Origin of the sequence: Gramella sp. MAR_2010_147 (assembly GCF_900105135.1) — a bacterium.
Taxonomy (GTDB): domain Bacteria; phylum Bacteroidota; class Bacteroidia; order Flavobacteriales; family Flavobacteriaceae; genus Christiangramia.
The window spans coordinates 1,061,868-1,084,086 of the sequence record NZ_LT629741.1 but is presented as its reverse complement, the minus strand read 5'-3'; the positions used below and the strand labels follow the sequence as shown (position 1 = coordinate 1,084,086).

Here is a 22,219-nt window from a genome sequence, read left to right as displayed (position 1 = left end):
ATTTAGAGATGAGTCAGAACCTCGATAAGTTAAAAGAAAAGATCGCTGAAGCCCATAAAGGTGGAGGTGAAAAACGAATAACTAAACAGCACGAAAAGAAAAAATTGACTGCTCGGGAACGAGTGGAATATTTACTGGATGAGAATTCATTTGAAGAAATAGGAATTTTAGTAACACACCGTACCACAGATTTTGGGATGGAGAAGCAAAAATTCTATGGGGACGGAGTGATTACCGGCTACGGAACCATCCATGGTCGCTTGGTCTATGTTTTTGCTCAGGATTTCACGGTTTTTGGAGGGTCACTTTCAGAAACTCATGCTGAAAAGATCTGTAAAGTAATGGATATGGCCGTAAAGGTTGGTGCCCCAATGATTGGTCTAAATGATTCTGGTGGTGCACGTATTCAGGAAGGTGTAAAATCTCTTGGAGGATATGCAGATATCTTTCATAGAAATGTAAAAGCTTCGGGGGTAATTCCCCAAATTTCGGCAATTATGGGGCCTTGTGCCGGTGGTGCCGTGTATTCTCCTGCGATGACAGATTTCACCTTAATGGTGGAGGATACTTCTTATATGTTCGTAACTGGACCAAACGTGGTAAAAACAGTTACTAATGAAAATGTTACTTCAGAAGAATTGGGTGGAGCGAGTACGCATTCCACTAAATCTGGGGTGACTCATTTTACAGCAGCCAACGATATTATCTGTTTAGAGAATATTAAGCAGTTAATAAGCTATATGCCTCAAAATAATCAAACGCCACCTGAAAAACTGGATTTTGAGTTGGGAGATGAACACAGAGAGGTACTGGAGAATATCGTTCCGGATAGTTCTAACAAGCCTTATGATATGCATGAGGTGATCAAAGGGATTATAGATGATGATTCTTTTTTTGAAGTTCATAAGAATTATGCAGATAATATTATCGTAGGTTTTTCCAGAATTGGAGGAAGAAGCGTTGGGGTAATCGCTAACCAACCGATGAGCCTTGCCGGAGTGCTGGATGTAGATTCTTCTAAAAAAGCGGCAAGATTTACCAGGTTCTGTGATTGTTTTAATATTCCGCTTTTAGTGCTGGTAGATGTTCCGGGCTTCCTTCCAGGGACAGATCAGGAATGGAACGGGATCATTTTACATGGTGCTAAGTTGCTTTACGCACTTAGCGAAGCAACGGTGCCAAAGGTTACTGTTATTACCAGGAAAGCTTATGGTGGTGCCTATGATGTAATGAATTCCAAGCATATTGGAGCCGACTTCAACTTTGCCTGGCCAACGGCAGAGATTGCTGTAATGGGAGCGAAGGGAGCTTCTGAAATTATTTTTAGAAAGGAAATCGCTCAATCTGAGGACCCGGAAAAGAAATTAGCCGAGAGAGAAGCTGAGTATGCTGAAAAGTTTGCCACTCCATTTGAAGCTGCACAACGTGGTTTTATTGATGAGGTGATCATGCCGAAAGATACTCGAAGAAAATTAATTAGAGCTTTTAGCGCACTGGAAAACAAGCATGTTCTGCGACCTAATAGAAAACACGGAAATATCCCGTTATAAAATTGAAAGGCCGGAATGTATTCCGGCCTTTTTTAATCTTATTAATACGTTATGCTGAATTTATTTCAGCATCTTTTCCATTTAAATTGTATCATGAAATTCAATAAAATAGTCTGTGTAGATCACACGAAGCTAAATGATCATGCCATAACTGAATTGCAGAAGCTGAGCAAAGATGAAGTTGAGGTACATACAGATTATCCTGAGTCTAAAGATGAAATTATAGAACGAATTGGTGATGCGGAAGCAGTGATCGTTTCATGGCATACTGAATTGAATGAAGATATTATCGAAGCCTGCCCAAACCTGAAATATATCGGGATGGCCTGTAGTTTATATGATGATGAATCGGCCAATGTAGCCGTGAAATTTGCCAGAGATAAAGGAATTGCGGTGAAAGGAATAAGGGACTATGGAGATCCCGGGGTAGCAGAGTTTATTATTTCTGAACTTATCCAATTATTAAATGGTTATAAAAAGCATCAATGGAAACAAATGCCCTGCGAACTTACGGACTTGAAGATCGGGATCGTGGGTCTGGGAGTTACCGGGCAATTACTTGCCGACTGTCTTATACCTTTCGGAGCCGATCTTTATTATTTCAGCAGAACGAGAAAACAGCAATATGAGCATAAAGGTGTAACCTATCTTGAGCTTGAGGAATTGATGATCAAATGCGAGGTAATATCGTTTCATCTCCCAAAAAATACAGAACTTATAGGGGAGGAGCTTTTCAATAAAACAGGAAACGGAAAAATCCTGATAAACACTTCTTTGGGTTTGCCTTTTTCTGAAAAAGCTTTTCAGAAATGGATGAAAGATGGAGATAATTTTGCCATTTTTGATGGAGATGGGAAGAAGGAACTTTCTTCAGAAATACTGGAAATTGAGAATATGATCACTCATGGAACCAGTGCAGGCTGGTCTACGAAAACCCTGGAAAGGCTTTCTGAAAAAGTAGTTCAGAATATCCGGGATTTTGTCACTTCTGCATAGAATGTAACTTTTGTTACTGTTATACGATTCTTCTTACCTTTACTTTGCAGCTTAATTAGAAAATATGGATTTAATCTTACAGCCATGGCCCTGGTACGTTGCAGGACCTTTGATCGCCTTAATAATGTTCCTTCTCATTTTTATGGGAAAGCAATTCGGGATGTCTTCAAATTTGAGAACTATTTGCACCATGTGTGGAGCAGATGAAAAGGCTAGTTTTTTCGATTTTGACTGGCGGGCTCAGAAATGGAATTTAATTGTTATTGTTGGGGCAGCGATTGGAGGATTTATTGCCATGAATTTTTTAACTCCAGATGCAGCAGTAGCTATAAATCCTGAAACAGTTTCCACCCTGCAAGGTCTTGGCTTTGAAAGCGCTGGTAAAGCATATCTTCCCGATGAATTATACAGTCTGGAAGCATTAACAGATTGGAAGGCCTTAACTATCCTCATTATTGGCGGACTCCTACTCGGCTTTGGAGCTAGATGGGCAGGAGGTTGTACCTCCGGGCATGCAATTTCCGGTTTAAGTAATTTACAAATACCGTCTTTAATCGCGGTTATTGGATTTTTTATTGGTGGTTTAGTAATGATCCATTTAATCTTTCCATTAATATTTTAGAAAATGAGAGTAATAGGATATTTAGTTATAGGTATATTTTTCGGGATCGTAATGTTTAAATCGGAAGCAGCTTCCTGGTTTAGAATATACGAAATGTTTCAGTTCCAGGCTTTTCATATGTACGGAATTATAGGTTCAGCATTGGTGATTGGAGTTCTGGGGATTCAGCTCATTAAAAAGAGGAAAACAAAAGACATCCACGGTGAAGAGATTAAATTTGAGCCCAAAAATAAAAGCTTCAGCAGGTATATGTATGGAGGAATTATTTTTGGACTTGGCTGGGCATTGGCTGGTGCGTGTCCGGGACCCATTTATACCCTTATAGGAGCCGGTTACGTATCAGTAATTGTTGTTTTTCTTGCGACTATTCTGGGAACTTTTGTGTATGGCTTATTGAGGAACAAATTGCCTCACTAATATGAGATATAAAAAAGAAGCTTTCTAAAAAGTCCTTATTTCGTCAAACTGAATTTGATTCAGCTTCTAACCGATTTTGATTTTCAATTAGTTAAGATCCTGAATTAAATTCAGGATGACGTCTTCTTAACTTTTTAGACAGCCTCTTTTCTTATTATTTGATTTACCAGTTTTAGTTTACTTTTTCCGCCTTTAGGTATAATTCCTGTGCCTGTATTTTTTCAAACATCTCTTTACCTTTCTCAGCAGCAGCTTTCCATTTTTCAGATTCATGGATTTTGTCGTAGGCAGCCGAATCTGGCCAAACGCCTTCCAGAAAATATGAATACTCATCATTATTACCAGTAGTCTTATATAAATGATAACCGGCATCTGGAAAACCTTCTTCGCTAATCGCTTTATTCATTTCTTTAAGAAAATCGTTCAATTGCTTTTCGCTTACACCTTCCGGAAGTTTAAATAAATGCAGACTTTTATTATTGGCTGCATTTGTGCTTTTTTTAAGTTCTATTTGAATAACTTCAAAAGGCTGGTCACTCGCATTACTGGGTTGATGCTCTGTATAGTCTGTCCACATGATGGTTCCGGCTTCTTCATCCATGACAAAATCGTCTCCACCTTTCATTTTCATTTTTCCCTTGGAATCTGTCATGAATATAGCAACTCCTTCCGGGTGACTGTGCATCACCGATTCTTCTCCCGGAGCATAATTTATACGTAACACTCTCACTTCTTCATTTTCGAATTCCACCTTATAATGTTTCGGATCTACTTTGGCAGCATCCTGAGCGTATATATTCACATTAGACAAAATGAAAATAAGAATTGCATAAACTGATATTTTGAATGTTTTCATAATGTTTAATAATTAGTTATTTAAGACCGACTAAATTTTCCATAGTTTTACTAGAAGACTTTTGAATTTAATCTATGCTTATATCTTGTTTAGAGGAGTATTATTATTTATACCATTCAGTTTAGATATATTCATATCAATCGCTTTTGGATAAATTGGCCAGAGAGACTTTAATTGTGTAACCATTATCCAGTAAATTTTTTATAACTCTAAAACTTTCCGTAATCTCAACTACTTTAATAAATAGAATTTAGTTGGACGGAGCACTAATAGAATCCTGTTTAGCACTGTTGGTGTCTATTTGTTGCATAGCCATCATCATAATGGCATTATCCCAATATGCATGTTCCCTTACAATTTTACCATCTATAAATTGAGCCGTTAAATGTATCGGAATTGTAACCTCTTCATTGGAGCCAGAAAGAGTAGCTTGCCAGTCCCCCCAAAAATTTACCCAGGTATCACCATTATCTGTAAGTACCATTTCATATTCATCCTCAGCATCTACAAAACCGTAACTTGAAAGCGCAGATAATTCTTCCTTGTGACTCTGGACAATTTCGTCGATCTTTTTTCCGTCTTTACTATTGTGAAATATTTGAGCAGTATCAGCATAATGCTTTTTCATGGCATTCCAGTTTGATTTTTCATAATCATCAAAAGCTGCCTTCATGGTATTAATTTCCTCAGAATTTTGAGTATACCTTACTTTATCGTCATGCTTTTTCACATCACTACAGGATATGATCATAAAAGCGATGAAGAATATGAACCAGAAATTTTTCATAATAATTATTCTTTAGAAGTATTTGCAATTTCATTAACTGCTGAATAGCTAAGATCTGGTCTCATGCCACCACGCTTTACACTATAAGCATCTACATAATTGAACATATCGCTAAATAGTTTCTGACCCTCTTCCCCTAATAACTTATCATTTTCCACGCTTTTGGTATCATAATCCATAGCATCTTTAGCTGAAATAACAGCTACATAATAGTCACCCACATTACCAAATCCACTTTTATAGATGCGATAGTGCATTTTAGATTTTTTAGAAGCGAACAGGCTCTTCAACTCTTTCATTTTAGCCTGGAGTTTTTGCATATTCGCCGGGGAAACATCCATTCTATGCCAAACACGATAATCCTGTCCCGGGGTGTTGGTGGTTAGACCATCTGGCATATAAGAAAGGGATGGAACTAAAATGGTCACGTAATCTCCATGGTTATCATAACATTTATTAAAATTCTCAAACATTTTATTAAATGACTCTTCTCCCACCTTTTCTTTCAGATCATTAAAATCCATATCCTGAATATCACTGAGATTCTCAATTGGAGTAATAGACAAATAGGTGCCATCATCCATCGATGCAACAGACCACTGTATATCCTTAACATTATTATCCTTGCATGCTGAAACGAGATCTTTGGATGCCTTTTCATATTCCATCATCATAGATGGTTTTACCTGGTCCTCGTGTACCCAGAATGCTCTGTTCTTTTCTTCCTGAGCTGCTGCAGTTATCGCTAGAATGAAACAGAGTATAATACTGGTAATCTTACTTTTTAATTGCATAATAAAGTTTTTAGAGTTATTGATAGTTAACTAAGCAGTGTAGGTAAGAAATGAAGAAATTGGTTACTATTTTTCATTTTAAGGTAGATCTATTTTGGCTTTGGCCATCGATAGCTTTTAATGACTCTCCATTTGCCATCAAGTTTTTTAGCGATATTAACTACTTCAATGTTTCGTATTTCTTCTTCACCCTCAATACGCAAGAACACTTTATCGTGGTAAAACATTACATCTTGTGTAAGTTCATCTTCAGATATATTTTCAAATTGAATACTTGCTTTTGAGGATTTGAAGAATTCATCGTAAAAAGCTTTTATTTCTTTAGCTCCTGTAAGCATAGTACCATCAACGTGATGTATGGTGGCATCTTTGGAATAGACTTTTAAAATGGCATTGGTATCTGAATTCTTTAGCGCTTTAATATAGGATTCTCTCAAATTGTTTAGATCCTGATTGGAAGACTGAGCAAGAAAGGTGCTGGTAACGAATACCATGCTGAATACAATTAAGATTAAATTTCTCATGTGGTACCGTTTAATTGTTTAGATAAGATAGTTCTGGTTTTATATAACCTGTAACCACTTCCTGGTCTGAAAAATCATTTTTTAGATCTTCAAACATCTTTTTTCCTTCTTCTCCAAGCAACTGCATATTTTCATTCCTTTTCTGCTCCATATCTTCTGCACTTTTAGCAGAGACGGCAACCATATAGTAGGATCCCATATTTCCAAATCCGCTTTTGTAAAGCCTGTAGTGAACTTTAGAATTCTTATTGGTATACATTTCTTTTACTGATCTGGCATATTCTTCAGCTTTCTTAGAATTTCCGGGTGGAATATGATAAAAGTGAAGTTCTCTATAGTTCTCATCCTGGGGAGTGGTAGTCATTCCGTTAGGCATATAAGAAAGTTCATTATCCATCCGGAGAATATAATCTCCGTGTTTAGAATAAGTACCGTTGTAACTATTAAATAAATTATCAAAAGCTTCTTTGCCCATTTTCTTTTGTAGATCTTCAAACGGATTTTTATCCAGCTCAGCCATACTTTTTATTGGAGAAAGATACATGACGCGATTATCGTCTGCCACAAAAGTGAGCCAGCTCATATCTTTCATTTGATGCTCTTTTGCCGCTTTTAACAAATTCCTATCGTTTTCCTGATGTTTATCCATCATGCCTTCTTTTACGTGATCTTCATGAACCACGTACATTTGATAGCGATCGTCCTGGGCCCTGGTTAACATGCTGATCAAAAAAATGAGCATAAGGGAGACGCAATTTGTTTTAATTGAATTCATCGGGTGTAATTTTTTGGTTAATTTTTACTGAATTTAGGAAGTAACCTCGTTATGAAAACGGGATATAGGACGAGCCTGCTTAAAAATTTTCCGAAGTGATAGAAATATTTATCAGGGACTTTTAATTCGCTGTAGAACTGAAAAAAAATTGAAGGATAAGAAAATTATATAACCTGCAAATGTTTAAAAAGCTCGGGCCTCATATTTTTACTTAACGGAAGTGAATGGGAGGAGATCACCACGTGATTTCCGCCAATTTCATCGATATGCGAAATGTTAACAATGTAAGAACGATGTATTCTTAGAAAATGCTTGTTCCTTAGCTTATCGTTCACTTCTTTTAAGGTAGAAACCAGCAGAAATTTTTTATTTTTAGCGTAGACTTTACAGTAATTCCTGTCAGCCTCTATATAATGAATATCCTCGAGAGAGATTTTGACCATTCTATCATGATGCCGAACAAATATTCTGTCCTTTAGTATGGATTGTGTTAATTTTTTTCTGTTCTTTTTTCTATTTTTCGTTCTAAAATGTTCTAGAGATTGGGCAATCTCTTTTTTTAAAATCTCTTTTCGATTTTTAAGTTTACCTGAAAGAAAATTCTGGAGCGTTTCGGTTTTATTTTTATTGAAATACACTACAGGCGAAAATTGATCTATTGGGTTGGAGTTAGATTCTATACCGTTTAGCTGCCCCTTTAATTGATTTTCAAGAAGAATAACATCTGGCACTTCCTGCTCTATGTAATTCAAGGCGTCTGTTGCTCTGGAAAAGATTCCAGATATATGGTATCCCAATTTATTTAGCTGTAAAGATAATTTTGCAGCCATAGGAATATCATTTTCAACAATAATAATTTTTGCCTGTTTATACATCGAGTAAATTTAATTACTATAAATATACTTAAACTATTGGTAACAAGACAAGTAGTGGTGTTTTACCTGATTTTTGAGCTTTTTGGAGAAGTTGGGTAGAACGAGGGTAGGGTGATATGATATTTCACTACGATAAGCCTGATACTGATAACCGTGAGAGAAGTCACGATATAAATTATATCTGCATCCATACCAAGATCGTAAAGCGTCACATAAGCAAGGGCACCAATTAAACATGCAGTGGCGTAAATTTCCTTTCTAAAAATAACAGGAATTTCATTACATAGAATATCACGTATCACACCTCCAAAAGTTCCCGTCATAGCGCCAAGAGCTACAGAGACTATAGGGTCGAGATTATTTTGTATTCCGGTTTCAACCCCAGTAATGGTGAAGACCCCAAGACCAATAGTATCAAATAAGAAAAGGGATTTTTTAAGATAATTCAATTTATTACGGAAGATAATGGCCAGTATAGTTACAGCTCCAATGAGATAGATATAAATGATATTCTCCATCCACATTACCGGTGTGCTCCCTATAAGAATATCACGAACGGTTCCACCGCCAATCGCAGTAACAAAGGCAATAATAAAAATTCCAAAGAGATCCAGTCTGCGGTTCATCGCAGAAAGCGCTCCGGAAATGGCAAATGCAATGGTTCCCAGAATATCCAGTATAGTAAACAAACTTAATTCCATACTTGGCAAAGGTAATTTTATCTTTTAAATTTGTTGAAAGCCGGCCAGATTTCCGACTTTATTTTTTGGTTTATTAACAAATAGAGGATATTGATAACAATAGGTGTAAGTTTTAAACCAAACTACCTACTTTTATACCAAGTGAAAATTAAGGACAATGAATGAAAAAATAGAAAGAGTAAAATGTTTAATTATAGGTTCGGGACCTGCGGGATATACCGCAGCCATATATGCTTCCCGTGCTGATCTTAAACCTTTGATGTATACAGGAATGGAACCTGGAGGGCAGTTAACTACAACAACTGAAGTAGATAACTTCCCTGGTTATCCTCAAGGTATTGATGGTCCCAAGATGATGATGGATCTTCAGGAGCAGGCCGAGAGGTTTGGAACTGAAGTAAGAATAGGGATGATCACTGAGGTTGAATTCTCCAGAGAAGTTGGTGGGATCCATAAGGCCTGTGTAGATAATAATAAATGGATAGAAGCTGAGTCTGTAATCATATCTACCGGAGCTACTGCAAAATATTTAGGCTTACCAAGCGAACAGAAATTGAGAGGCGGAGGCGTTTCTGCATGTGCTGTTTGTGACGGTTTCTTCTATAAAGGTCAGGATGTGGCAATTGTTGGTGGGGGAGATACCGCTGCAGAAGAAGCTACCTATCTTGCCAATATCTGTAAAAAAGTGACTATGCTGGTTCGTAAGGACTATATGAAAGCTTCAAAAGCCATGCAGCATAGAGTAGAAAACACTAAAAATATAGACCTTAGGTATAATACTGAAGTTGATGAGATTCTTGGTGAACAAGTGGTGGAAGGCTTACGTATGGTGAATAACCAGACGGGGGAGAAAGAAGAAATTCCAATTACCGGATTCTTTGTTGCCATTGGTCATAAACCAAATACCGATATTTTTAAAGACTGGTTAGATATGGACGATACCGGGTATGTTATTACTCAAGCTAAATCTACTAAAACTAATATTCCAGGAGTTTTTGCGTCTGGAGATGTTCAGGATAAGATCTATAGACAGGCGGTTACTGCTGCAGGAACAGGTTGCATGGCAGCTTTGGATGCAGAGCGTTATCTTGCTGAAATAGAAACTGAAGAAGATATTCAGAGACCTCAAACCAGACCTGAAACAGTCTAGAAGTTTGATCATTAATTGAAAAATCCCGCACTCGCGGGATTTTTTATGCTTTAAAAGTTTTAGTCATTGTCACCAAAAGTATATTTCTGGATCCTTGAGAAAAGCTAAAAAAAATTCAGAATGACATAACAGTTTTAGTTATCTGTCTTTACTTTTACCTCACCGTCATCTACTTTAACTTTAGTTTCGCTGCCATCAGCTCTGTCTACTTTCTTCTTGTATTCACCTTCATCTTTTTTGATCTTGATTTCATCGCCGTCTGCGGTTTCAATCTTGATTTTATCACCTCCATCCTTTACTTCCACTTTATTATTTGGGTCGGCCATAAGTCTTTCAACTTCGGTCTTTTCGCTATCATCATCTTCATTTCTACAGGAAACAAGACTTACTGAAAACGCTAATAGTAATAAACCACTTTTAAATAAATATTTCATATCCGTTGATTTAATTTCAGGTAAAACTAGCTAATTCGGCAATGATCATAATTTTATTTTGAAAACTTTAGCAGTTAGACTATTTAAACAGCCCTTTACTAAATTCTTTTTTGGAGATCACCGCTTCATCTTTAAACTCGATTAGGTCGATCTTTGGATTATTAAAAACTTCAATATCACTTTTGCCATTGGCTCTTACCTCGAGGCTATCAGTAACATTTAATTTTATTTCAGAATTTCCCTGCGCTAGCACATTGGTTTTTATAGAAGTTAAGTTCTCACCGTCAAATTTTGAAGATTGATCGGCTCTAATAATGAATTCCTGGATTTCACCATCTATTCTGGCGGAAGCTTTTTCGTAGATATCAACTTTGAAAGAGGGCGTATTTACAAGAGCTTCTACTTTTGAAGACTGGTTTAATTGATAAACTACCTCTGAAGCGGTAAGGTTCAGTTCAGTTTTTGAATCATCGTTCTGAACCAAATTAAAAGTCCCGGCTGTTAAGGTGAGAAAAGCTTTGGAATCCTGTCTTGTTTCTAATTGAAAATCTCCAACATACAGGTCTTGCAATGATTCCAGTTCTACTTTTCCCGAAATAAGAATATTTTTCAAAGTATCTGAAAATGTAATTTTCAACTCCTGCGATTTTGTCCTGCTTAATTCTTTGATAGGTTTTATATAAAGAATGCCGTCTATAACTTCGGTTTGAATAAGATCATGAATGTTATCATCTGCTTTGATCTCTATCAATGGCCTGGATCCTTTTAAAATTCCGATTTGAAATTCTCCTTTCGCCTGAATAGAGTGGAAGGATGTAAGATTATGCTGTTCGGTTTTTACATTTCTACTTCCTTTCACTTTGTCCTGAGCTTTACAGGAAAATAATACCACGAGTAGAATTAAAGGTAATTTTTTTATCATATATCAATTTTATAATTTATCAAATATAGAAAAAGCCTCCGATTGGAGGCCTTTATTCTTTAAAGGATCAGCATTCCAGAATTTGTTGCCTGGATTCGAGTTGCTGAAAGATCTCAATAGATTGTTTTTTTAACTCGATATGAGCGGTTTTAGGTTCTTCCATTTGGTGTCCAAATAGAACACCCATGATGAAACTTATTACCAGGTTGATTAGCGTACTCATGATTAGTTGTTTATCTCAATTCCGTTACTGTCTATCTTTATACGTTTTACCTTATTATCGTTCACTTCTATACCTTCCTCATTTATACGGATATTCATTTCTTCCCCATTAACGTTTATTCTACCGTTAAAATCATCTGACGTATTCCAGTCGTTTTCATCCTCATCCCAGGTATCGTCATCACTATCCCAGGTATCTGCAGGACAATCTTCACAAATGGTTTCTCCATCAATAATTTTCAGAAAGTGTCCTTCCTGTCCATTTTCTAAGATATCTCCGTAATATTCCTGATTACTGTGAAATGAGTAGGTGTTATCATCTGCATAAAGTGTGGTTCCTTCAGGAAGAAACAGTGTCACCTGTACTTCCTGATCACGGTAACCATATTTTGAGTCTGAGGTTAAATAACCATCTAGTAAGAGCTCGTTTCCTATTAAACTGGTGGAATAATTAATATTCTCAGCTCTCTCTTTAGCATCCCTGAAGTTTTTCCCTTCAGCAGATTTTTCGATCTTTATAGAACCTACAGAGTCTTTAGTTGACTTTACAATTAACCTAATATCTCTACCGTATAAGATTCGGTTATTGTTTTCATCGTACTTCACTCTAAAGTCTGAATCTCTATGTATACTACTGGAATACTCGGGATTACTTCGCATTCTCAGGAAAAGCGTATCCTGTGGAGTAATATTAAGTTTCTCTGTAGTAGCTGTTTCTCCATCAAAAGCTCTGTTGGTCGCCTGGCTTATACCTATAATGGTCAAACCAATAATAGAGATTAGCCAAACTCCAAGCAGGGTTAATAATGCAATTCGTCCTATAGATCTCAGGTTCTTTACCAGAATTTTCAAGCCTAATACGAACATGAAGAAAAATGGAATCCCAACGGCAAAAAAAGCAAGTAATGAAATTACCCAAATTGGAGCCCCGCTGTTCACCATGTCTATATAATCTGTCCATGGAGCCTCTACAATTCCAAATGTTCCTACGGCGAATAAACCAACAAATAAGCCAATTAAAGTGGTTCCTGCGATTAGTAATAATAGAATTCCAATGAACTTTACAAATAGTTTCAGACAGAACTTGATGATATCACCAAGGGTTGTAGCAGCTGAGGTAGCTCCGGCGCTGGCTTTTTTACCGTATTTACCATAATCTACATTTTTCATACTCTCTGAAACATCATGAAAACCCTCACGTATCTTTTTCTCGATATTGCTGACGGTTACCTCCTCTCCGCGCATTGCCAATTTATCGGCAGTGGTTTTGGCTTCCGGCACAAAGATCCAGAAAGCAATATATATAAGGATAAAGGCCCCGCTTGAGAAAATGGTGAGTAATACCCATAATAAGCGTACCCAAATCGCTTCTATTCCAAGATAATGACCAAGTCCAGAAGAAACACCTCCCACATGACCATTTTCAGTATCTCTAAATAACTGTTTCCCAACCGTTTTGGTAGATTTTGTTCGTTTAGGTTCGTCTTCAAAAATTTCTTCATCTACCATATAATCCTCAGGTTGCCCCATAATGGTGATGACTTCTTCAACTTCTTTGATGCTGATTACCTGACGGTCGTCTTTCCTTTTTTCACTGAATAATTCAGCAATACGAGCCTCGATATCTGAGATGATCTCATCACGACCCTGCGTGTTTGAAAAGGAATGCCTGATTGCCTCCAGATAACGCTGTAGTCTGGCATATGCATCCTCATCTATATGAAAGAAAATGCCGGCAAGATTTATATTTACTGTCTTATTCATGGTTCTTCTTTTTTTGAGTGGTTACGATGTTAACTGCAGATTGCAGTTCTTCCCAGGTACCGGTTAGTTCCCTAAGAAATATTTTTCCTGTTTCAGTGAGTCCGTAATATTTTCTTGGCGGCCCACTAGTAGATTCTTCCCAACGATAATTGAGGAGTCCGGCGTTTTTTAGCCTGGTTAGTAATGGATAAATGGTGCCTTCCACGACCAACAACTTAGCGTCTTTGAGTGTGTCCAGAATCTCTGCCACGTAGGCATCTTCATCCCGGAGAACCGAGAGAATGCAATATTCTAACACACCCTTACGCATCTGGGCTTTGGTGTTTTCAATCTTCATAGTGTTTGTTTTTGGGTGTCATTAAACTGTTCATTTCTTGATTGATTTTGATGATTTTGTTCGTCCGGTTTTTCCGAACTTAAAAAATTGATGGTTAGTGGATAATTGTATAGTTCCCCTTCACTGGCCTTGATACTTGCATTGATGACTGCAAAGAGTTCCAGTACGAAAAGACCTAATAATAATATCCCTAAAATGCCTATAGTGATGATGAAAGGCAGGGCATCAGAAAACTCGTCTATTACAAACGAATCCTGTTCAAAAAACAGAGGTTCTCCAATAGTAAACTTCATACCGAAATATAAAAAGCTTGCGGCTCCCACGGCTACAATAAAGATGGCGTATAGAAAGGTGCTTATTTGAAAGTTTAAAGCATTCCTTCCATGATGATCTACAAATGGATCCTGTTTTTTGGAGAGCCATAACAGCATGGGAAAAATAAAGTTCCCAAGTGGTATGAAGTATTTCGTGAATACCGATAGATGAAGTACGGTAGCCAGGGTTCTATTTTGATTGACGTTTTCGTTAGTCATTTTAATAATGTTTTAGTTTTATAGTGGTTTATAAAAATATTGTTGTTAGAAAGTAGACGTATATAAAAGCTACGGCCACATAAATTTGAGTTCTTGTGATTAATACTGCCTCTCCTTTTGAGAATGTAAATGACTGATGTTTAGTTGAATTTTTCATGATGATTGTAATTTGATGATTTAAAACCTATTATAATCTTATACAAATATATGTCTAAAAGAAGGTATTATGCAAAACAAAGTACTAAAATTTAACAAATAATTAAGAGTTGAAGACTCGAAGTTATTTCCTATTTTTATTGAAAATCAATCAAAACCTTTATAAATGAAGCTTTCACCTTCCAAACTGAACTCTTTTTTAATGTTGAAATTACCAAGTGCCTGGTTGTGTGGGGTAAGAGTGAAACATATAGACCAGACCGAGTGCGTAGTAAGTGTAACGCATCGGTGGATAAATCAAAATCCTTTTAATTCTATGTACTGGGCGGTGCAGGGGATGGCAGCAGAACTAAGTACGGGGGCATTGGTAATGGATAAAATTCAGGAGTCTAATCAAAAAATATCCATGTTGGTAGCAAAGAACAACGCCACTTTTTCTAAAAAGGCAAAAGGAAAGATTAGATTTTCGTGCTACGATGGTGATAAGGTAAATGATGCACTACAGAAAACGATCGAAACCGGGGAAGGCCAAACTTTCTGGATGAAAGCCATTGGACTTAATGAAGAAGGAGTGGAAGTTTCGGTTTTTGAATTTGAATGGACTGTTAAACTAAAGTCAAAGAAGTAACATATTCTATTTTATTCTACCTATAAATAGAATTATAAATCATCAATCAAAATATTTTAAAAATGAACGCACACGAAATAGACTATCATATTTACGGCGAAGAAATGCAATATGTAGAACTTGAATTAGATCCACAGGAAGCCGTGATCGCTGAAGCCGGAAACTTTATGATGATGGACGATGGTATTAAGATGGATACTATTTTTGGAGATGGATCTAAGCAGAATGAAGGTTTTTTGGGGAAAGTATTGGGTGCTGGAAAGCGTTTGCTCACAGGTGAAAGTCTTTTTATGACCATTTTCTCCAATGAAATTAGCGGTAAGAAAAAAATAAGCTTTGCATCACCTTATCCGGGAAAGGTGATCCCTATTGATTTGACAAGATTTAACGGGAAATTCATCTGCCAGAAAGATGCATTTTTATGTGCTGCCAAAGGAGTCTCTATAGGTATTGAATTCAGTAAAAAATTAGGACGTGGATTTTTTGGCGGAGAAGGTTTTATCATGCAAAAAGTAGAAGGGGATGGGATGGCTTTTGTCCATTCTGGAGGAACCATGGCCGAAAAAGAATTACAGGCTGGAGAAAAGTTAAAGGTAGATACTGGTTGTATCATTGGATTCACTCAAACGGTAGATTATGACATTGAATTTGTAGGCGGAATAAGAAACACCCTGTTTGGGGGTGAAGGCCTGTTTTTTGCAACTTTGACGGGGCCAGGAACGGTATATATACAATCACTGCCATTTAGCAGACTTGCAAGTAGAATTCATCAGGCGGCTCCTCAAGGCGGAGGAAAAGATAAAGGGGAAGGCAGTATTCTTGGAGGATTAGGAGATGTTATTAGTGGAGATAACAGGTTTTAAATCTAAAAAGAAGTAAAACAATTGTTAAAATTCAAAGAATTTACTATATTGAGACGACCAATAAAACAACTGCCTATATAATAACTCTACTCATTTTTTTTATCAACCTAACTTTAACTTAAACCATTTCAAATTATGGCGAGAGCGATGTTTGAATACACCAAGACTATACTTGATAAGGTGAGTTTTGATGCAAATTTGTTCTGCAAAGAAGTTCAAAAAGCGATTCAACGTTTGCTTCCTCATGAAATTGAGGAATTAAAATTGTGGATCATCTCTTTGACCAAGCAGAACCCTGAACTAAATCAATGTTTAATCTATTTAAATAGTTAAAAGGAAACGGCCTGAGAGGCCGTTTTTCTTTAGTTATTCTGAAACTCTTTCTTTTTGCTAAGAGGGCTTATGATCTTTACATTCTGGAAGGTTATTGCCCCTTTCACCACTCCTGCAATCGTAGAACGAATGGCATCGATGATCTGCATTTTTAATTCACTGCGATTGTATATAAGACTCACTTCTCTTGCCGGAACGGGGTCTTTGAACATTTTTAGATTCTTTTTTTCAGATTCTTTCAGGTCTAAGGTATGCAAGTATGGCAGAAGCGTCATTCCCATTCCTTCGTTCGCGAGCTTTATAAGTGTTTCAAAACTTCCGCTCTCTAACTGAAGCTGATCACCATCATAATCTCTGGAAGCTTTGCAAAGATTTATAATTCCATCTTTAAAGCAGTGCCCGTCCTCAAGAAGAAGCATATCATTGATATCAAGATCTTCTATATTTATTTTAGCAGAACTACCTGTATCTTCACTATTTGGGATATATGGAACAAAAGGCTCATAATATAGAACATTCTCTTTAATACCTTCAATTTCCAGTGGAGTCGCCGCAATAGCGGCATCCAGATGCCCTTCCTTGAGTTTTTCGAGAATAGCTTCTGTATGTAATTCTTCAATTTTCAATTTTACCTTTGGATATTTCTTCATGAAACTACCAATAAACATAGGTAACAGCGTAGGCATGATCGTAGGAATTACCCCAAGCCTGAAAATACCTCCAATAAAACCTTTTTGTTGATCTACTATATCCTGGATCCTGTCACTCTCATTTACAATATTCCTTGCCTGTTGTACGATTTTCTGACCAACTTCAGTGAGCTGAATTGGCTTTTTGGTTCTATCGAAAATCGTAACTTCAAGCTCTTCTTCTAATTTTTGAATTTGCATGCTCAATGTTGGTTGAGTTACAAAAACTTTCTGAGCTGCCTTTGTGAAGTTCTTATGTTCTGCCACTGCAAGTACATAATGAAGTTGGGTAATTGTCATATAAACAGGTTTTGCAACTACAAAGGTATAAGTTTTTCTTATTTAAAATAAGATTTAACTTTGTTTTATCTATGCAAAAAACCTTCTTAATAAAGAAGGTTTGATGATTATCTTGAAATGAGTATTAAGCTGAACGAAATCTGATTGATGAATGGCTCCTGAAAATTTATGTATTTCAGCATCTCTTGATGATATAAATTAAAACTGAATTTCTATGGCCAGTTCGTCTCCGTCAAAATTAAATTTAGATTCATCCCAGACTGGCGGGCCATACGAAATGGAGTTTCCGCTGGAACCATAACTTTCTAAAGGCATCCCATTGCTATCAAAATCCATTTGATTGTTATCGTTCTTATCGTGCATTACCAGAACGGCATAAGTACCCTCGGGTACATTTTTAAATGTCACATTCGCTTTACCCTCTATAATTTTCCCTATTGCGGAGAAATTTGGCTCTGCTTTCATAAAGGTTTCCACAGAATAAAGTCCGAATTTCACATTACCCTCCGTACCACTTACATTGATAACAGAGGCGCTGATATTTCCTGTTTTTTCTATTTGCCCATGCATAAGAGTTCCTAATAACATGGCTACTATTACGGCGATTGTCTTCATAATGATCTAGTTTTTGATTATAAATCAAACTTATAGCTAAAACCTATTCTATAGAAAATCTTTTAACCGAACTGTAGAATATTGAAACCGAATTGTTCTATAGCAGTCCTCTCGCTTTTATTTCGAGGTATTTATTTATGGCGTTTATGCTCAGATCTTTAGGGGGAGTTAACAAAGTCTGTATGCCATGTCTTTGTAATTCTTTAGACATCAAAAGCTTGTTATGTACAAACTGTTCAGCGATGGTTTGATGAGCACTTTCACTAACATTCACAGGAGTTAAATGAGTAAGTTTAGTCATTTCAGTATTTTCAAAAAAGATGACTACGAGTAAATGATTTTTAGCAATGGCTTTTAAATAAGGTAATTGCCGCTGTAAAGCAGACATGTGCTCAAAATTAGTATAGAGCATTAAAAGACTTCTGTGGGTAATCTGCTTTTTTAGTCTTGAATATAAAAGACTGAAATCACTATCGAAAAAACCTGTGTTCACATTATATAAAGCTTCCATGAGTCGGTTTAGCTGACTCAGTTTTGAACTTGCCTTCTGTAGGTTATCTATTTTATTGGAGAATGATAGCATTCCAACTTTATCCTTTTTCTTTAAAGCGACGTTTGAAAATGCAAGAGAACTGTTAATCGCGTAATCCAGTAAGCTTAGTCCTTCAAAAGGCATTTTCATCATGCGACCACAATCAATAATGGAATATACCGGCTGTGAACGTTCATCCTGAAATTGATTCACCATAAGGTGATTATTTTTGGCAGTCGCCTTCCAGTTGATCGTTCTCACATCATCACCTCTTACATACTCCTTGATCTGTTCAAACTCCATGGTATGCCCAATCCTACGAATACGCTTAATACCATGAAGATCGATTTTTTGATCCAGCGCCATAAAATCCAGTTTTTTCATCTGAATGAATGATGGATAGACCTTGACCATTTGATCTTTATTAAAGATATATCTCCTTTTGGCAAGTTTTAAAAAAGTGGAAATATAGATGTTCAGGTTTCCGAAGATATATTCGCCACGCTTAAGAGGTTTCAGCAAATAATTAAATCTATTTTTTTTATGGGCTGGAAGCTTTAACGATTTTAAAAAATCTCTCTTTTGAAATTGTACGGGAATTTCATCAATTATCTCTGCATAAACCTTAAAAACATGTTTATTAAGAATGCTTATTTCAACAATATTTTCATCTGAATTAGAGAATTTTTCAGGTAAAATCCTGTCAGCGCTTATCAGGGATCTGCTGTAAAGTGTTACCACATCTGTAAATACCAGGACCCCTAAAACCGAGGTGATAATCCAGGTAATACTGTATAAAGGTTCAAACCAAAAAGAAATAAGAAAAAGCAGAGATATGCCAAATAAAGCATAAAACAGCCTTTTTCCAAAATATAATGATCTGATGAATTTTAGCACTATCGAGGGATTTCTACAGATTGTGTGATCATATCTATTACGCTTCCAGCGGTCATCCCTTCCATTTCCCTGTCTGGGGAAAGGATAAAACGATGTGCCAGCACCGGCTTTAAAGAGTTTTTGATATCTTCCGGGATTACAAAATCACGACCGTTCACCGCTGCAAAAGACTTGGCAGCATTCATTACACCAATAGAAGCTCTTGGACTCGCGCCCAAATATAAATGCGGATGATTCCTGGTTTTATGGATTAGTTCAGCGATATAATTCAAAAGTTTTTCTTCAATAATGATCTCATGAATTTGATCCCTCAGTTCTTCAATCTTATGCGGATCAAGAACAGCTTCCACCTCAGTTTCAGGAAGTTTACCCTTTCTATTGTGATGGGTTTGTAGAATTTTAACTTCGTCTTCAAGTTTTGGGTAGCCCACCTCAATTTTGAATAAGAACCTATCAAGCTGAGCTTCTGGCAGCGCATAAGTACCTTCCTGTTCTATAGGATTTTGAGTGGCCAGTACCATAAAAGGAGCCTCCATTTTGTATAATTCTCCATCCATGGTTACCTGTCTTTCTTCCATCACCTCAAAAAGAGCGGCCTGCGTTTTAGCCGGAGCCCTGTTGATTTCATCTATAAGAATGATATTTGAAAAAACAGGCCCCTTCTTAAATTCAAATTCAGAAGTTTTGTTGTTGAAAATAGAAGTTCCAAGAACATCACTGGGCATAAGGTCTGGAGTAAACTGGATTCTGCTAAAATCTGTTTTTAAACATTTCGCGAAAAGTTTTGCGGTGATGGTTTTAGCTACTCCCGGAACACCTTCAATGAGCACATGACCATTAGATAACAAGCCAACGATCAAAAGTTCTACAAAATGATCCTGCCCGACAATAACTTTTGAAAGCTGGTTTTTTAAACCTTCTACAGCCTCTTTGAGTCCTTCAAGCGGAATTCTGTTTTCGAATTTTAGTTCTTCCTTATTATGATTTGCTTCCTGTTTTTCCATTATGTGTTTTAAAGGTATTTATGCTTTGGCTCAATTCAAAAAATTCGACCTTGCCATTTTCATTATTCTTTTGAAAATTAAAGATCATTTTAAAAAGCCTTTTTGTTGTTTCTATACTGTTTTCACTTTTTTCAGCCAGATCACGGTAAAATTCTTCGTTAATAGTTGAAGGATCTAATCTATAGGAGTTTCTAATGAACTCCATTAAAAGGGAGATCTTTTTAAGCCCGAGTTCGTGATATTTCTTTTGTTCAATATATAATTGAGACATCGTTTGGGTAAATTCAAAAGATTTATTCTGAAGTGGTTCCACTACAGGAATTGATCTTTGTTTACGCTTGCCTTCAAAAAGAATAAATAGGATCGCAGCGATGATCACAAAATAATAAGCCCATTTTAACGGACGATTATTTAAAAGAATATATAGAGGAGACGTAAAAAAGCCTTTTCCAGACTTATAATACGAATCCCAGAGAATATTATTATTGGAGAGATAAGATAGTAAAGCCTCACTATACTGGTAATTTTTATTTTTCAGCAGAAAATAATTACTAAATGCCTGCGGGGCAGAATGCAGGAATATCTGGCCTTTTCCAAAGTCTGTCTTTAAAAAGTTAATTTTATTGTCTGCATCTTTTTCGCCAAAAGAGGAAGTGCCAAGTACAACTTGTGTGGTAGTATCGATCTTTTCAAAGTATACCGCCGGGAGGTCCTGATCAAATTCCAATGCCTCTTCAAACTTCAAATTTGAATTTACCAGGTTAAGCGCAGGTCTGGATTTAAATCCATCGGCACTAATAAAAGATGACAATTCTACTTTAAGAGTATCTTCCAGCTTTTCTCCAAAGTTGTAGGCTGAAATAAACAGGGTATTGCCATTGGATACCCAGCTTAGAATATCCTCTAGTTCATCTTCATCAAAATTCACGTAATTGTTCAGAAAGAAATACGTGCCATTTTCTGGAACTTTATTTAAATATTCATAAGGAGGAATTTTGATCTCCCTGATCTTTTCCGGATCAATTTGTTTCCAGCTTTCATAAAATATATAAGAACCAAGCGGAATTTTGTCTGATCTTGTATAACTCGGTGTCCAGTTTACAGGTTCAGGTTCAGAGCTCTCAAGCCAGGCCAGGGAAATGATCAATAAAAGAAATAAACCAAAAGCAATTTTATAGGTTTTATTCATGGCTCAGATTTTTTAAAGAATCTTCCATTCTAATAAATCCTTTTTCTGCTAGTCTAAAATCTGATTCAGAAACCTGAAAACTTCCATACCATATAAACTCATAAAGCTTGGTGATATTAGAAAATTGTGCCTTTATTATTGGGTTCTTTATCTCATTAGAATAATCCCTATTGGTTTTTTGATATTCATAATGAATAAGCTCAAGTTCGTCCAGTTTACGTAATTCCTGTAAATAATAATAACGCACCGCAAGCCTAAATTGCCCTTTTTGAATAGCTTCTTTCATTAGAGCCGGAAGATCTTCGTTTTTGACCAACTCTTCTTCCTCAGAAAGAAAAACCTCACTGGTTTTAGGTTTCTGAAGAATTTTTCCTCCCGGATTTAATCTTGAAAATAGCCAGGCTACAAGCCCAAGTAGTGTAAGGATCAATAATATTGGGATCACTGCAATGATAGCAGCCATGATGCCATTTGCTTTATAATCTCCAAATAACCAGTTTATGACCTGATTGTATTTTGCATTAATCCATTTTTTGAACCGCGTCCACCAGGTATCTTTTTCAACTGTATTTATATAACTGAACTCTTTTTCAGATTGATACTCTTCGATTTTCTTTTCGTCGAGATCTACAGGACTCTGTTTTGAGATTTTATCATATTGTATTTCCCTGATCTCAGTCAAGGAATCTGCATCCTGTGGATAAAAGGTTCCGAAGGATAAAAATAAAAGAATGATTAAAAACCTCTTTTTCAA

27 protein-coding genes are annotated in these 22,219 nt (G+C 36.5%); 8 read left to right on the top strand and 19 right to left on the bottom strand.

The annotated features are described in order from the left end of the window. Positions 1-8 precede the first annotated feature (8 nt). From BLT95_RS04855 to BLT95_RS04840, 4 genes are all read left to right on the top strand, one after another. Positions 9-1,550 carry an acyl-CoA carboxylase subunit beta gene (locus tag BLT95_RS04855; protein ID WP_089665006.1) on the top strand — a complete coding sequence of 514 codons (1,542 nt, stop codon included), beginning with the start codon at positions 9-11 and terminating at the stop codon, positions 1,548-1,550. A 93-nt stretch (positions 1,551-1,643) separates the two neighbouring features. Then, entirely contained in the window at positions 1,644-2,546 is a 903-nt protein-coding gene (locus tag BLT95_RS04850; RefSeq protein ID WP_089666849.1) for an NAD(P)-dependent oxidoreductase, read from the top strand. Positions 2,547-2,610: 64 nt separating this feature from the next. After that, positions 2,611-3,168, top strand: coding sequence for a YeeE/YedE thiosulfate transporter family protein (locus BLT95_RS04845; protein ID WP_089665005.1), 558 nt, complete (start codon positions 2,611-2,613; stop codon positions 3,166-3,168). Positions 3,169-3,171: 3 nt separating this feature from the next. Then, positions 3,172-3,585 (top strand): DUF6691 family protein, encoded by a 414-nt coding sequence (locus tag BLT95_RS04840; protein ID WP_089665004.1) that lies wholly within the window; start codon positions 3,172-3,174, stop codon positions 3,583-3,585. Between the two features lie 172 nt (positions 3,586-3,757). Here the strand turns inward: BLT95_RS04840 and BLT95_RS04835 are convergent, their stop codons facing one another. The 7 genes from BLT95_RS04835 to BLT95_RS04805 form a co-directional block, all read right to left on the bottom strand. Further along, a complete protein-coding gene (locus BLT95_RS04835) occupies positions 3,758-4,441 on the bottom strand; it encodes a hypothetical protein (protein WP_089665003.1) in 684 nt (227 codons plus the stop codon). Positions 4,442-4,691: 250 nt separating this feature from the next. Continuing rightward, complete coding sequence (locus BLT95_RS04830) at positions 4,692-5,228, bottom strand: hypothetical protein (RefSeq protein ID WP_089665002.1); 537 nt, start codon at positions 5,226-5,228, stop codon at positions 4,692-4,694. 5 nt (positions 5,229-5,233) lie between these two features. Then, on the bottom strand, positions 5,234-6,022 hold the full coding sequence (locus BLT95_RS04825; protein ID WP_089665001.1) for a hypothetical protein: 789 nt from the start codon (positions 6,020-6,022) through the stop codon (positions 5,234-5,236). An 89-nt stretch (positions 6,023-6,111) separates the two neighbouring features. After that, on the bottom strand, positions 6,112-6,546 hold the full coding sequence (locus tag BLT95_RS04820; RefSeq protein ID WP_089665000.1) for a nuclear transport factor 2 family protein: 435 nt from the start codon (positions 6,544-6,546) through the stop codon (positions 6,112-6,114). A 10-nt stretch (positions 6,547-6,556) separates the two neighbouring features. Next, positions 6,557-7,321: a hypothetical protein gene (locus tag BLT95_RS04815; protein ID WP_157718015.1), complete on the bottom strand. Its 765-nt coding sequence runs from the start codon at positions 7,319-7,321 to the stop codon at positions 6,557-6,559. A gap of 164 nt (positions 7,322-7,485) precedes the next feature. Then, entirely contained in the window at positions 7,486-8,196 is a 711-nt protein-coding gene (locus BLT95_RS04810; RefSeq protein ID WP_089664998.1) for a LytTR family DNA-binding domain-containing protein, read from the bottom strand. A gap of 62 nt (positions 8,197-8,258) precedes the next feature. Beyond that, positions 8,259-8,897, bottom strand: a complete 639-nt coding sequence (locus tag BLT95_RS04805) for a trimeric intracellular cation channel family protein (RefSeq protein ID WP_089664997.1) — start codon at positions 8,895-8,897, stop codon at positions 8,259-8,261. Between the two features lie 157 nt (positions 8,898-9,054). Here BLT95_RS04805 and trxB point away from each other — a divergent pair, with 157 nt between their 5' ends. Then, the gene (gene trxB / locus BLT95_RS04800; protein WP_089664996.1) at positions 9,055-10,047 is read left to right on the top strand and encodes a thioredoxin-disulfide reductase; all 993 of its coding nucleotides are present in this window, start codon (positions 9,055-9,057) and stop codon (positions 10,045-10,047) included. Between the two features lie 134 nt (positions 10,048-10,181). Here trxB and BLT95_RS04795 read toward each other — a convergent pair whose 3' ends face one another. The 6 genes from BLT95_RS04795 to BLT95_RS04775 form a co-directional block, all read right to left on the bottom strand. Continuing rightward, complete coding sequence (locus tag BLT95_RS04795) at positions 10,182-10,481, bottom strand: hypothetical protein (RefSeq protein WP_089664995.1); 300 nt, start codon at positions 10,479-10,481, stop codon at positions 10,182-10,184. 79 nt (positions 10,482-10,560) lie between these two features. Further along, entirely contained in the window at positions 10,561-11,403 is an 843-nt protein-coding gene (locus tag BLT95_RS04790; protein WP_089664994.1) for a DUF2807 domain-containing protein, read from the bottom strand. Positions 11,404-11,470: 67 nt separating this feature from the next. After that, entirely contained in the window at positions 11,471-11,626 is a 156-nt protein-coding gene (locus BLT95_RS14295; RefSeq protein WP_157718014.1) for a hypothetical protein, read from the bottom strand. Positions 11,627-11,628: 2 nt separating this feature from the next. Beyond that, a complete protein-coding gene (locus tag BLT95_RS04785; protein ID WP_089664993.1) occupies positions 11,629-13,389 on the bottom strand; it encodes a PspC domain-containing protein in 1,761 nt (586 codons plus the stop codon). Further along, on the bottom strand, positions 13,382-13,726 hold the full coding sequence (locus tag BLT95_RS04780) for a PadR family transcriptional regulator (protein WP_089664992.1): 345 nt from the start codon (positions 13,724-13,726) through the stop codon (positions 13,382-13,384). Before BLT95_RS04780 ends, BLT95_RS04785 begins: the two co-directional genes overlap by 8 nt. Next, the gene (locus BLT95_RS04775; protein ID WP_089664991.1) at positions 13,723-14,259 is read right to left on the bottom strand and encodes a DUF4870 domain-containing protein; all 537 of its coding nucleotides are present in this window, start codon (positions 14,257-14,259) and stop codon (positions 13,723-13,725) included. Before BLT95_RS04775 ends, BLT95_RS04780 begins: the two co-directional genes overlap by 4 nt. Positions 14,260-14,581: 322 nt before the next feature. Here BLT95_RS04775 and BLT95_RS04770 point away from each other — a divergent pair, with 322 nt between their 5' ends. The 3 genes from BLT95_RS04770 to BLT95_RS04760 all read left to right on the top strand — a co-directional run bounded on the left by BLT95_RS04770 (position 14,582) and on the right by BLT95_RS04760 (position 16,239). Beyond that, complete coding sequence (locus tag BLT95_RS04770) at positions 14,582-15,043, top strand: DUF4442 domain-containing protein (protein ID WP_089664990.1); 462 nt, start codon at positions 14,582-14,584, stop codon at positions 15,041-15,043. Between the two features lie 62 nt (positions 15,044-15,105). Continuing rightward, entirely contained in the window at positions 15,106-15,906 is an 801-nt protein-coding gene (locus BLT95_RS04765; protein ID WP_089664989.1) for a TIGR00266 family protein, read from the top strand. A gap of 135 nt (positions 15,907-16,041) precedes the next feature. Continuing rightward, positions 16,042-16,239, top strand: coding sequence for a hypothetical protein (locus BLT95_RS04760; RefSeq protein WP_089664988.1), 198 nt, complete (start codon positions 16,042-16,044; stop codon positions 16,237-16,239). A gap of 29 nt (positions 16,240-16,268) precedes the next feature. Here BLT95_RS04760 and BLT95_RS04755 read toward each other — a convergent pair whose 3' ends face one another. The 6 genes from BLT95_RS04755 to BLT95_RS04730 all read right to left on the bottom strand — a co-directional run bounded on the left by BLT95_RS04755 (position 16,269) and on the right by BLT95_RS04730 (position 22,219). Beyond that, complete coding sequence (locus tag BLT95_RS04755) at positions 16,269-17,228, bottom strand: hydrogen peroxide-inducible genes activator (RefSeq protein ID WP_089664987.1); 960 nt, start codon at positions 17,226-17,228, stop codon at positions 16,269-16,271. Between the two features lie 198 nt (positions 17,229-17,426). Further along, positions 17,427-17,843 (bottom strand): DUF2141 domain-containing protein, encoded by a 417-nt coding sequence (locus BLT95_RS04750; protein ID WP_089664986.1) that lies wholly within the window; start codon positions 17,841-17,843, stop codon positions 17,427-17,429. Positions 17,844-17,940: 97 nt separating this feature from the next. Continuing rightward, on the bottom strand, positions 17,941-19,272 hold the full coding sequence (locus tag BLT95_RS04745; protein WP_089664985.1) for a DUF58 domain-containing protein: 1,332 nt from the start codon (positions 19,270-19,272) through the stop codon (positions 17,941-17,943). After that, positions 19,272-20,276: a MoxR family ATPase gene (locus BLT95_RS04740; protein WP_089664984.1), complete on the bottom strand. Its 1,005-nt coding sequence runs from the start codon at positions 20,274-20,276 to the stop codon at positions 19,272-19,274. The genes BLT95_RS04745 and BLT95_RS04740 overlap by 1 nt, the downstream gene beginning before the upstream one ends. Next, positions 20,251-21,465 (bottom strand): DUF4350 domain-containing protein, encoded by a 1,215-nt coding sequence (locus BLT95_RS04735; protein ID WP_089664983.1) that lies wholly within the window; start codon positions 21,463-21,465, stop codon positions 20,251-20,253. The genes BLT95_RS04740 and BLT95_RS04735 overlap by 26 nt, the downstream gene beginning before the upstream one ends. After that, positions 21,458-22,219: a DUF4129 domain-containing protein gene (locus tag BLT95_RS04730; protein ID WP_089664982.1), complete on the bottom strand. Its 762-nt coding sequence runs from the start codon at positions 22,217-22,219 to the stop codon at positions 21,458-21,460. The genes BLT95_RS04735 and BLT95_RS04730 overlap by 8 nt, the downstream gene beginning before the upstream one ends.

Coding starts and splice junctions, on each gene's coding strand:
- BLT95_RS04855 (WP_089665006.1), top strand. CDS start 9: ATGAGTCAGAACCTCGATAAGTTAAAAGAAAAGATCGCTGAAGCCCAT.
- BLT95_RS04850 (WP_089666849.1), top strand. CDS start 1,644: ATGAAATTCAATAAAATAGTCTGTGTAGATCACACGAAGCTAAATGAT.
- BLT95_RS04845 (WP_089665005.1), top strand. CDS start 2,611: ATGGATTTAATCTTACAGCCATGGCCCTGGTACGTTGCAGGACCTTTG.
- BLT95_RS04840 (WP_089665004.1), top strand. CDS start 3,172: ATGAGAGTAATAGGATATTTAGTTATAGGTATATTTTTCGGGATCGTA.
- BLT95_RS04835 (WP_089665003.1), bottom strand. CDS start 4,441: ATGAAAACATTCAAAATATCAGTTTATGCAATTCTTATTTTCATTTTG.
- BLT95_RS04830 (WP_089665002.1), bottom strand. CDS start 5,228: ATGAAAAATTTCTGGTTCATATTCTTCATCGCTTTTATGATCATATCC.
- BLT95_RS04825 (WP_089665001.1), bottom strand. CDS start 6,022: ATGCAATTAAAAAGTAAGATTACCAGTATTATACTCTGTTTCATTCTA.
- BLT95_RS04820 (WP_089665000.1), bottom strand. CDS start 6,546: ATGAGAAATTTAATCTTAATTGTATTCAGCATGGTATTCGTTACCAGC.
- BLT95_RS04815 (WP_157718015.1), bottom strand. CDS start 7,321: ATGAATTCAATTAAAACAAATTGCGTCTCCCTTATGCTCATTTTTTTG.
- BLT95_RS04810 (WP_089664998.1), bottom strand. CDS start 8,196: ATGTATAAACAGGCAAAAATTATTATTGTTGAAAATGATATTCCTATG.
- BLT95_RS04805 (WP_089664997.1), bottom strand. CDS start 8,897: ATGGAATTAAGTTTGTTTACTATACTGGATATTCTGGGAACCATTGCA.
- trxB (WP_089664996.1), top strand. CDS start 9,055: ATGAATGAAAAAATAGAAAGAGTAAAATGTTTAATTATAGGTTCGGGA.
- BLT95_RS04795 (WP_089664995.1), bottom strand. CDS start 10,481: ATGAAATATTTATTTAAAAGTGGTTTATTACTATTAGCGTTTTCAGTA.
- BLT95_RS04790 (WP_089664994.1), bottom strand. CDS start 11,403: ATGATAAAAAAATTACCTTTAATTCTACTCGTGGTATTATTTTCCTGT.
- BLT95_RS14295 (WP_157718014.1), bottom strand. CDS start 11,626: ATGAGTACGCTAATCAACCTGGTAATAAGTTTCATCATGGGTGTTCTA.
- BLT95_RS04785 (WP_089664993.1), bottom strand. CDS start 13,389: ATGAATAAGACAGTAAATATAAATCTTGCCGGCATTTTCTTTCATATA.
- BLT95_RS04780 (WP_089664992.1), bottom strand. CDS start 13,726: ATGAAGATTGAAAACACCAAAGCCCAGATGCGTAAGGGTGTGTTAGAA.
- BLT95_RS04775 (WP_089664991.1), bottom strand. CDS start 14,259: ATGACTAACGAAAACGTCAATCAAAATAGAACCCTGGCTACCGTACTT.
- BLT95_RS04770 (WP_089664990.1), top strand. CDS start 14,582: ATGAAGCTTTCACCTTCCAAACTGAACTCTTTTTTAATGTTGAAATTA.
- BLT95_RS04765 (WP_089664989.1), top strand. CDS start 15,106: ATGAACGCACACGAAATAGACTATCATATTTACGGCGAAGAAATGCAA.
- BLT95_RS04760 (WP_089664988.1), top strand. CDS start 16,042: ATGGCGAGAGCGATGTTTGAATACACCAAGACTATACTTGATAAGGTG.
- BLT95_RS04755 (WP_089664987.1), bottom strand. CDS start 17,228: ATGACAATTACCCAACTTCATTATGTACTTGCAGTGGCAGAACATAAG.
- BLT95_RS04750 (WP_089664986.1), bottom strand. CDS start 17,843: ATGAAGACAATCGCCGTAATAGTAGCCATGTTATTAGGAACTCTTATG.
- BLT95_RS04740 (WP_089664984.1), bottom strand. CDS start 20,276: ATGGAAAAACAGGAAGCAAATCATAATAAGGAAGAACTAAAATTCGAA.
- BLT95_RS04735 (WP_089664983.1), bottom strand. CDS start 21,465: ATGAATAAAACCTATAAAATTGCTTTTGGTTTATTTCTTTTATTGATC.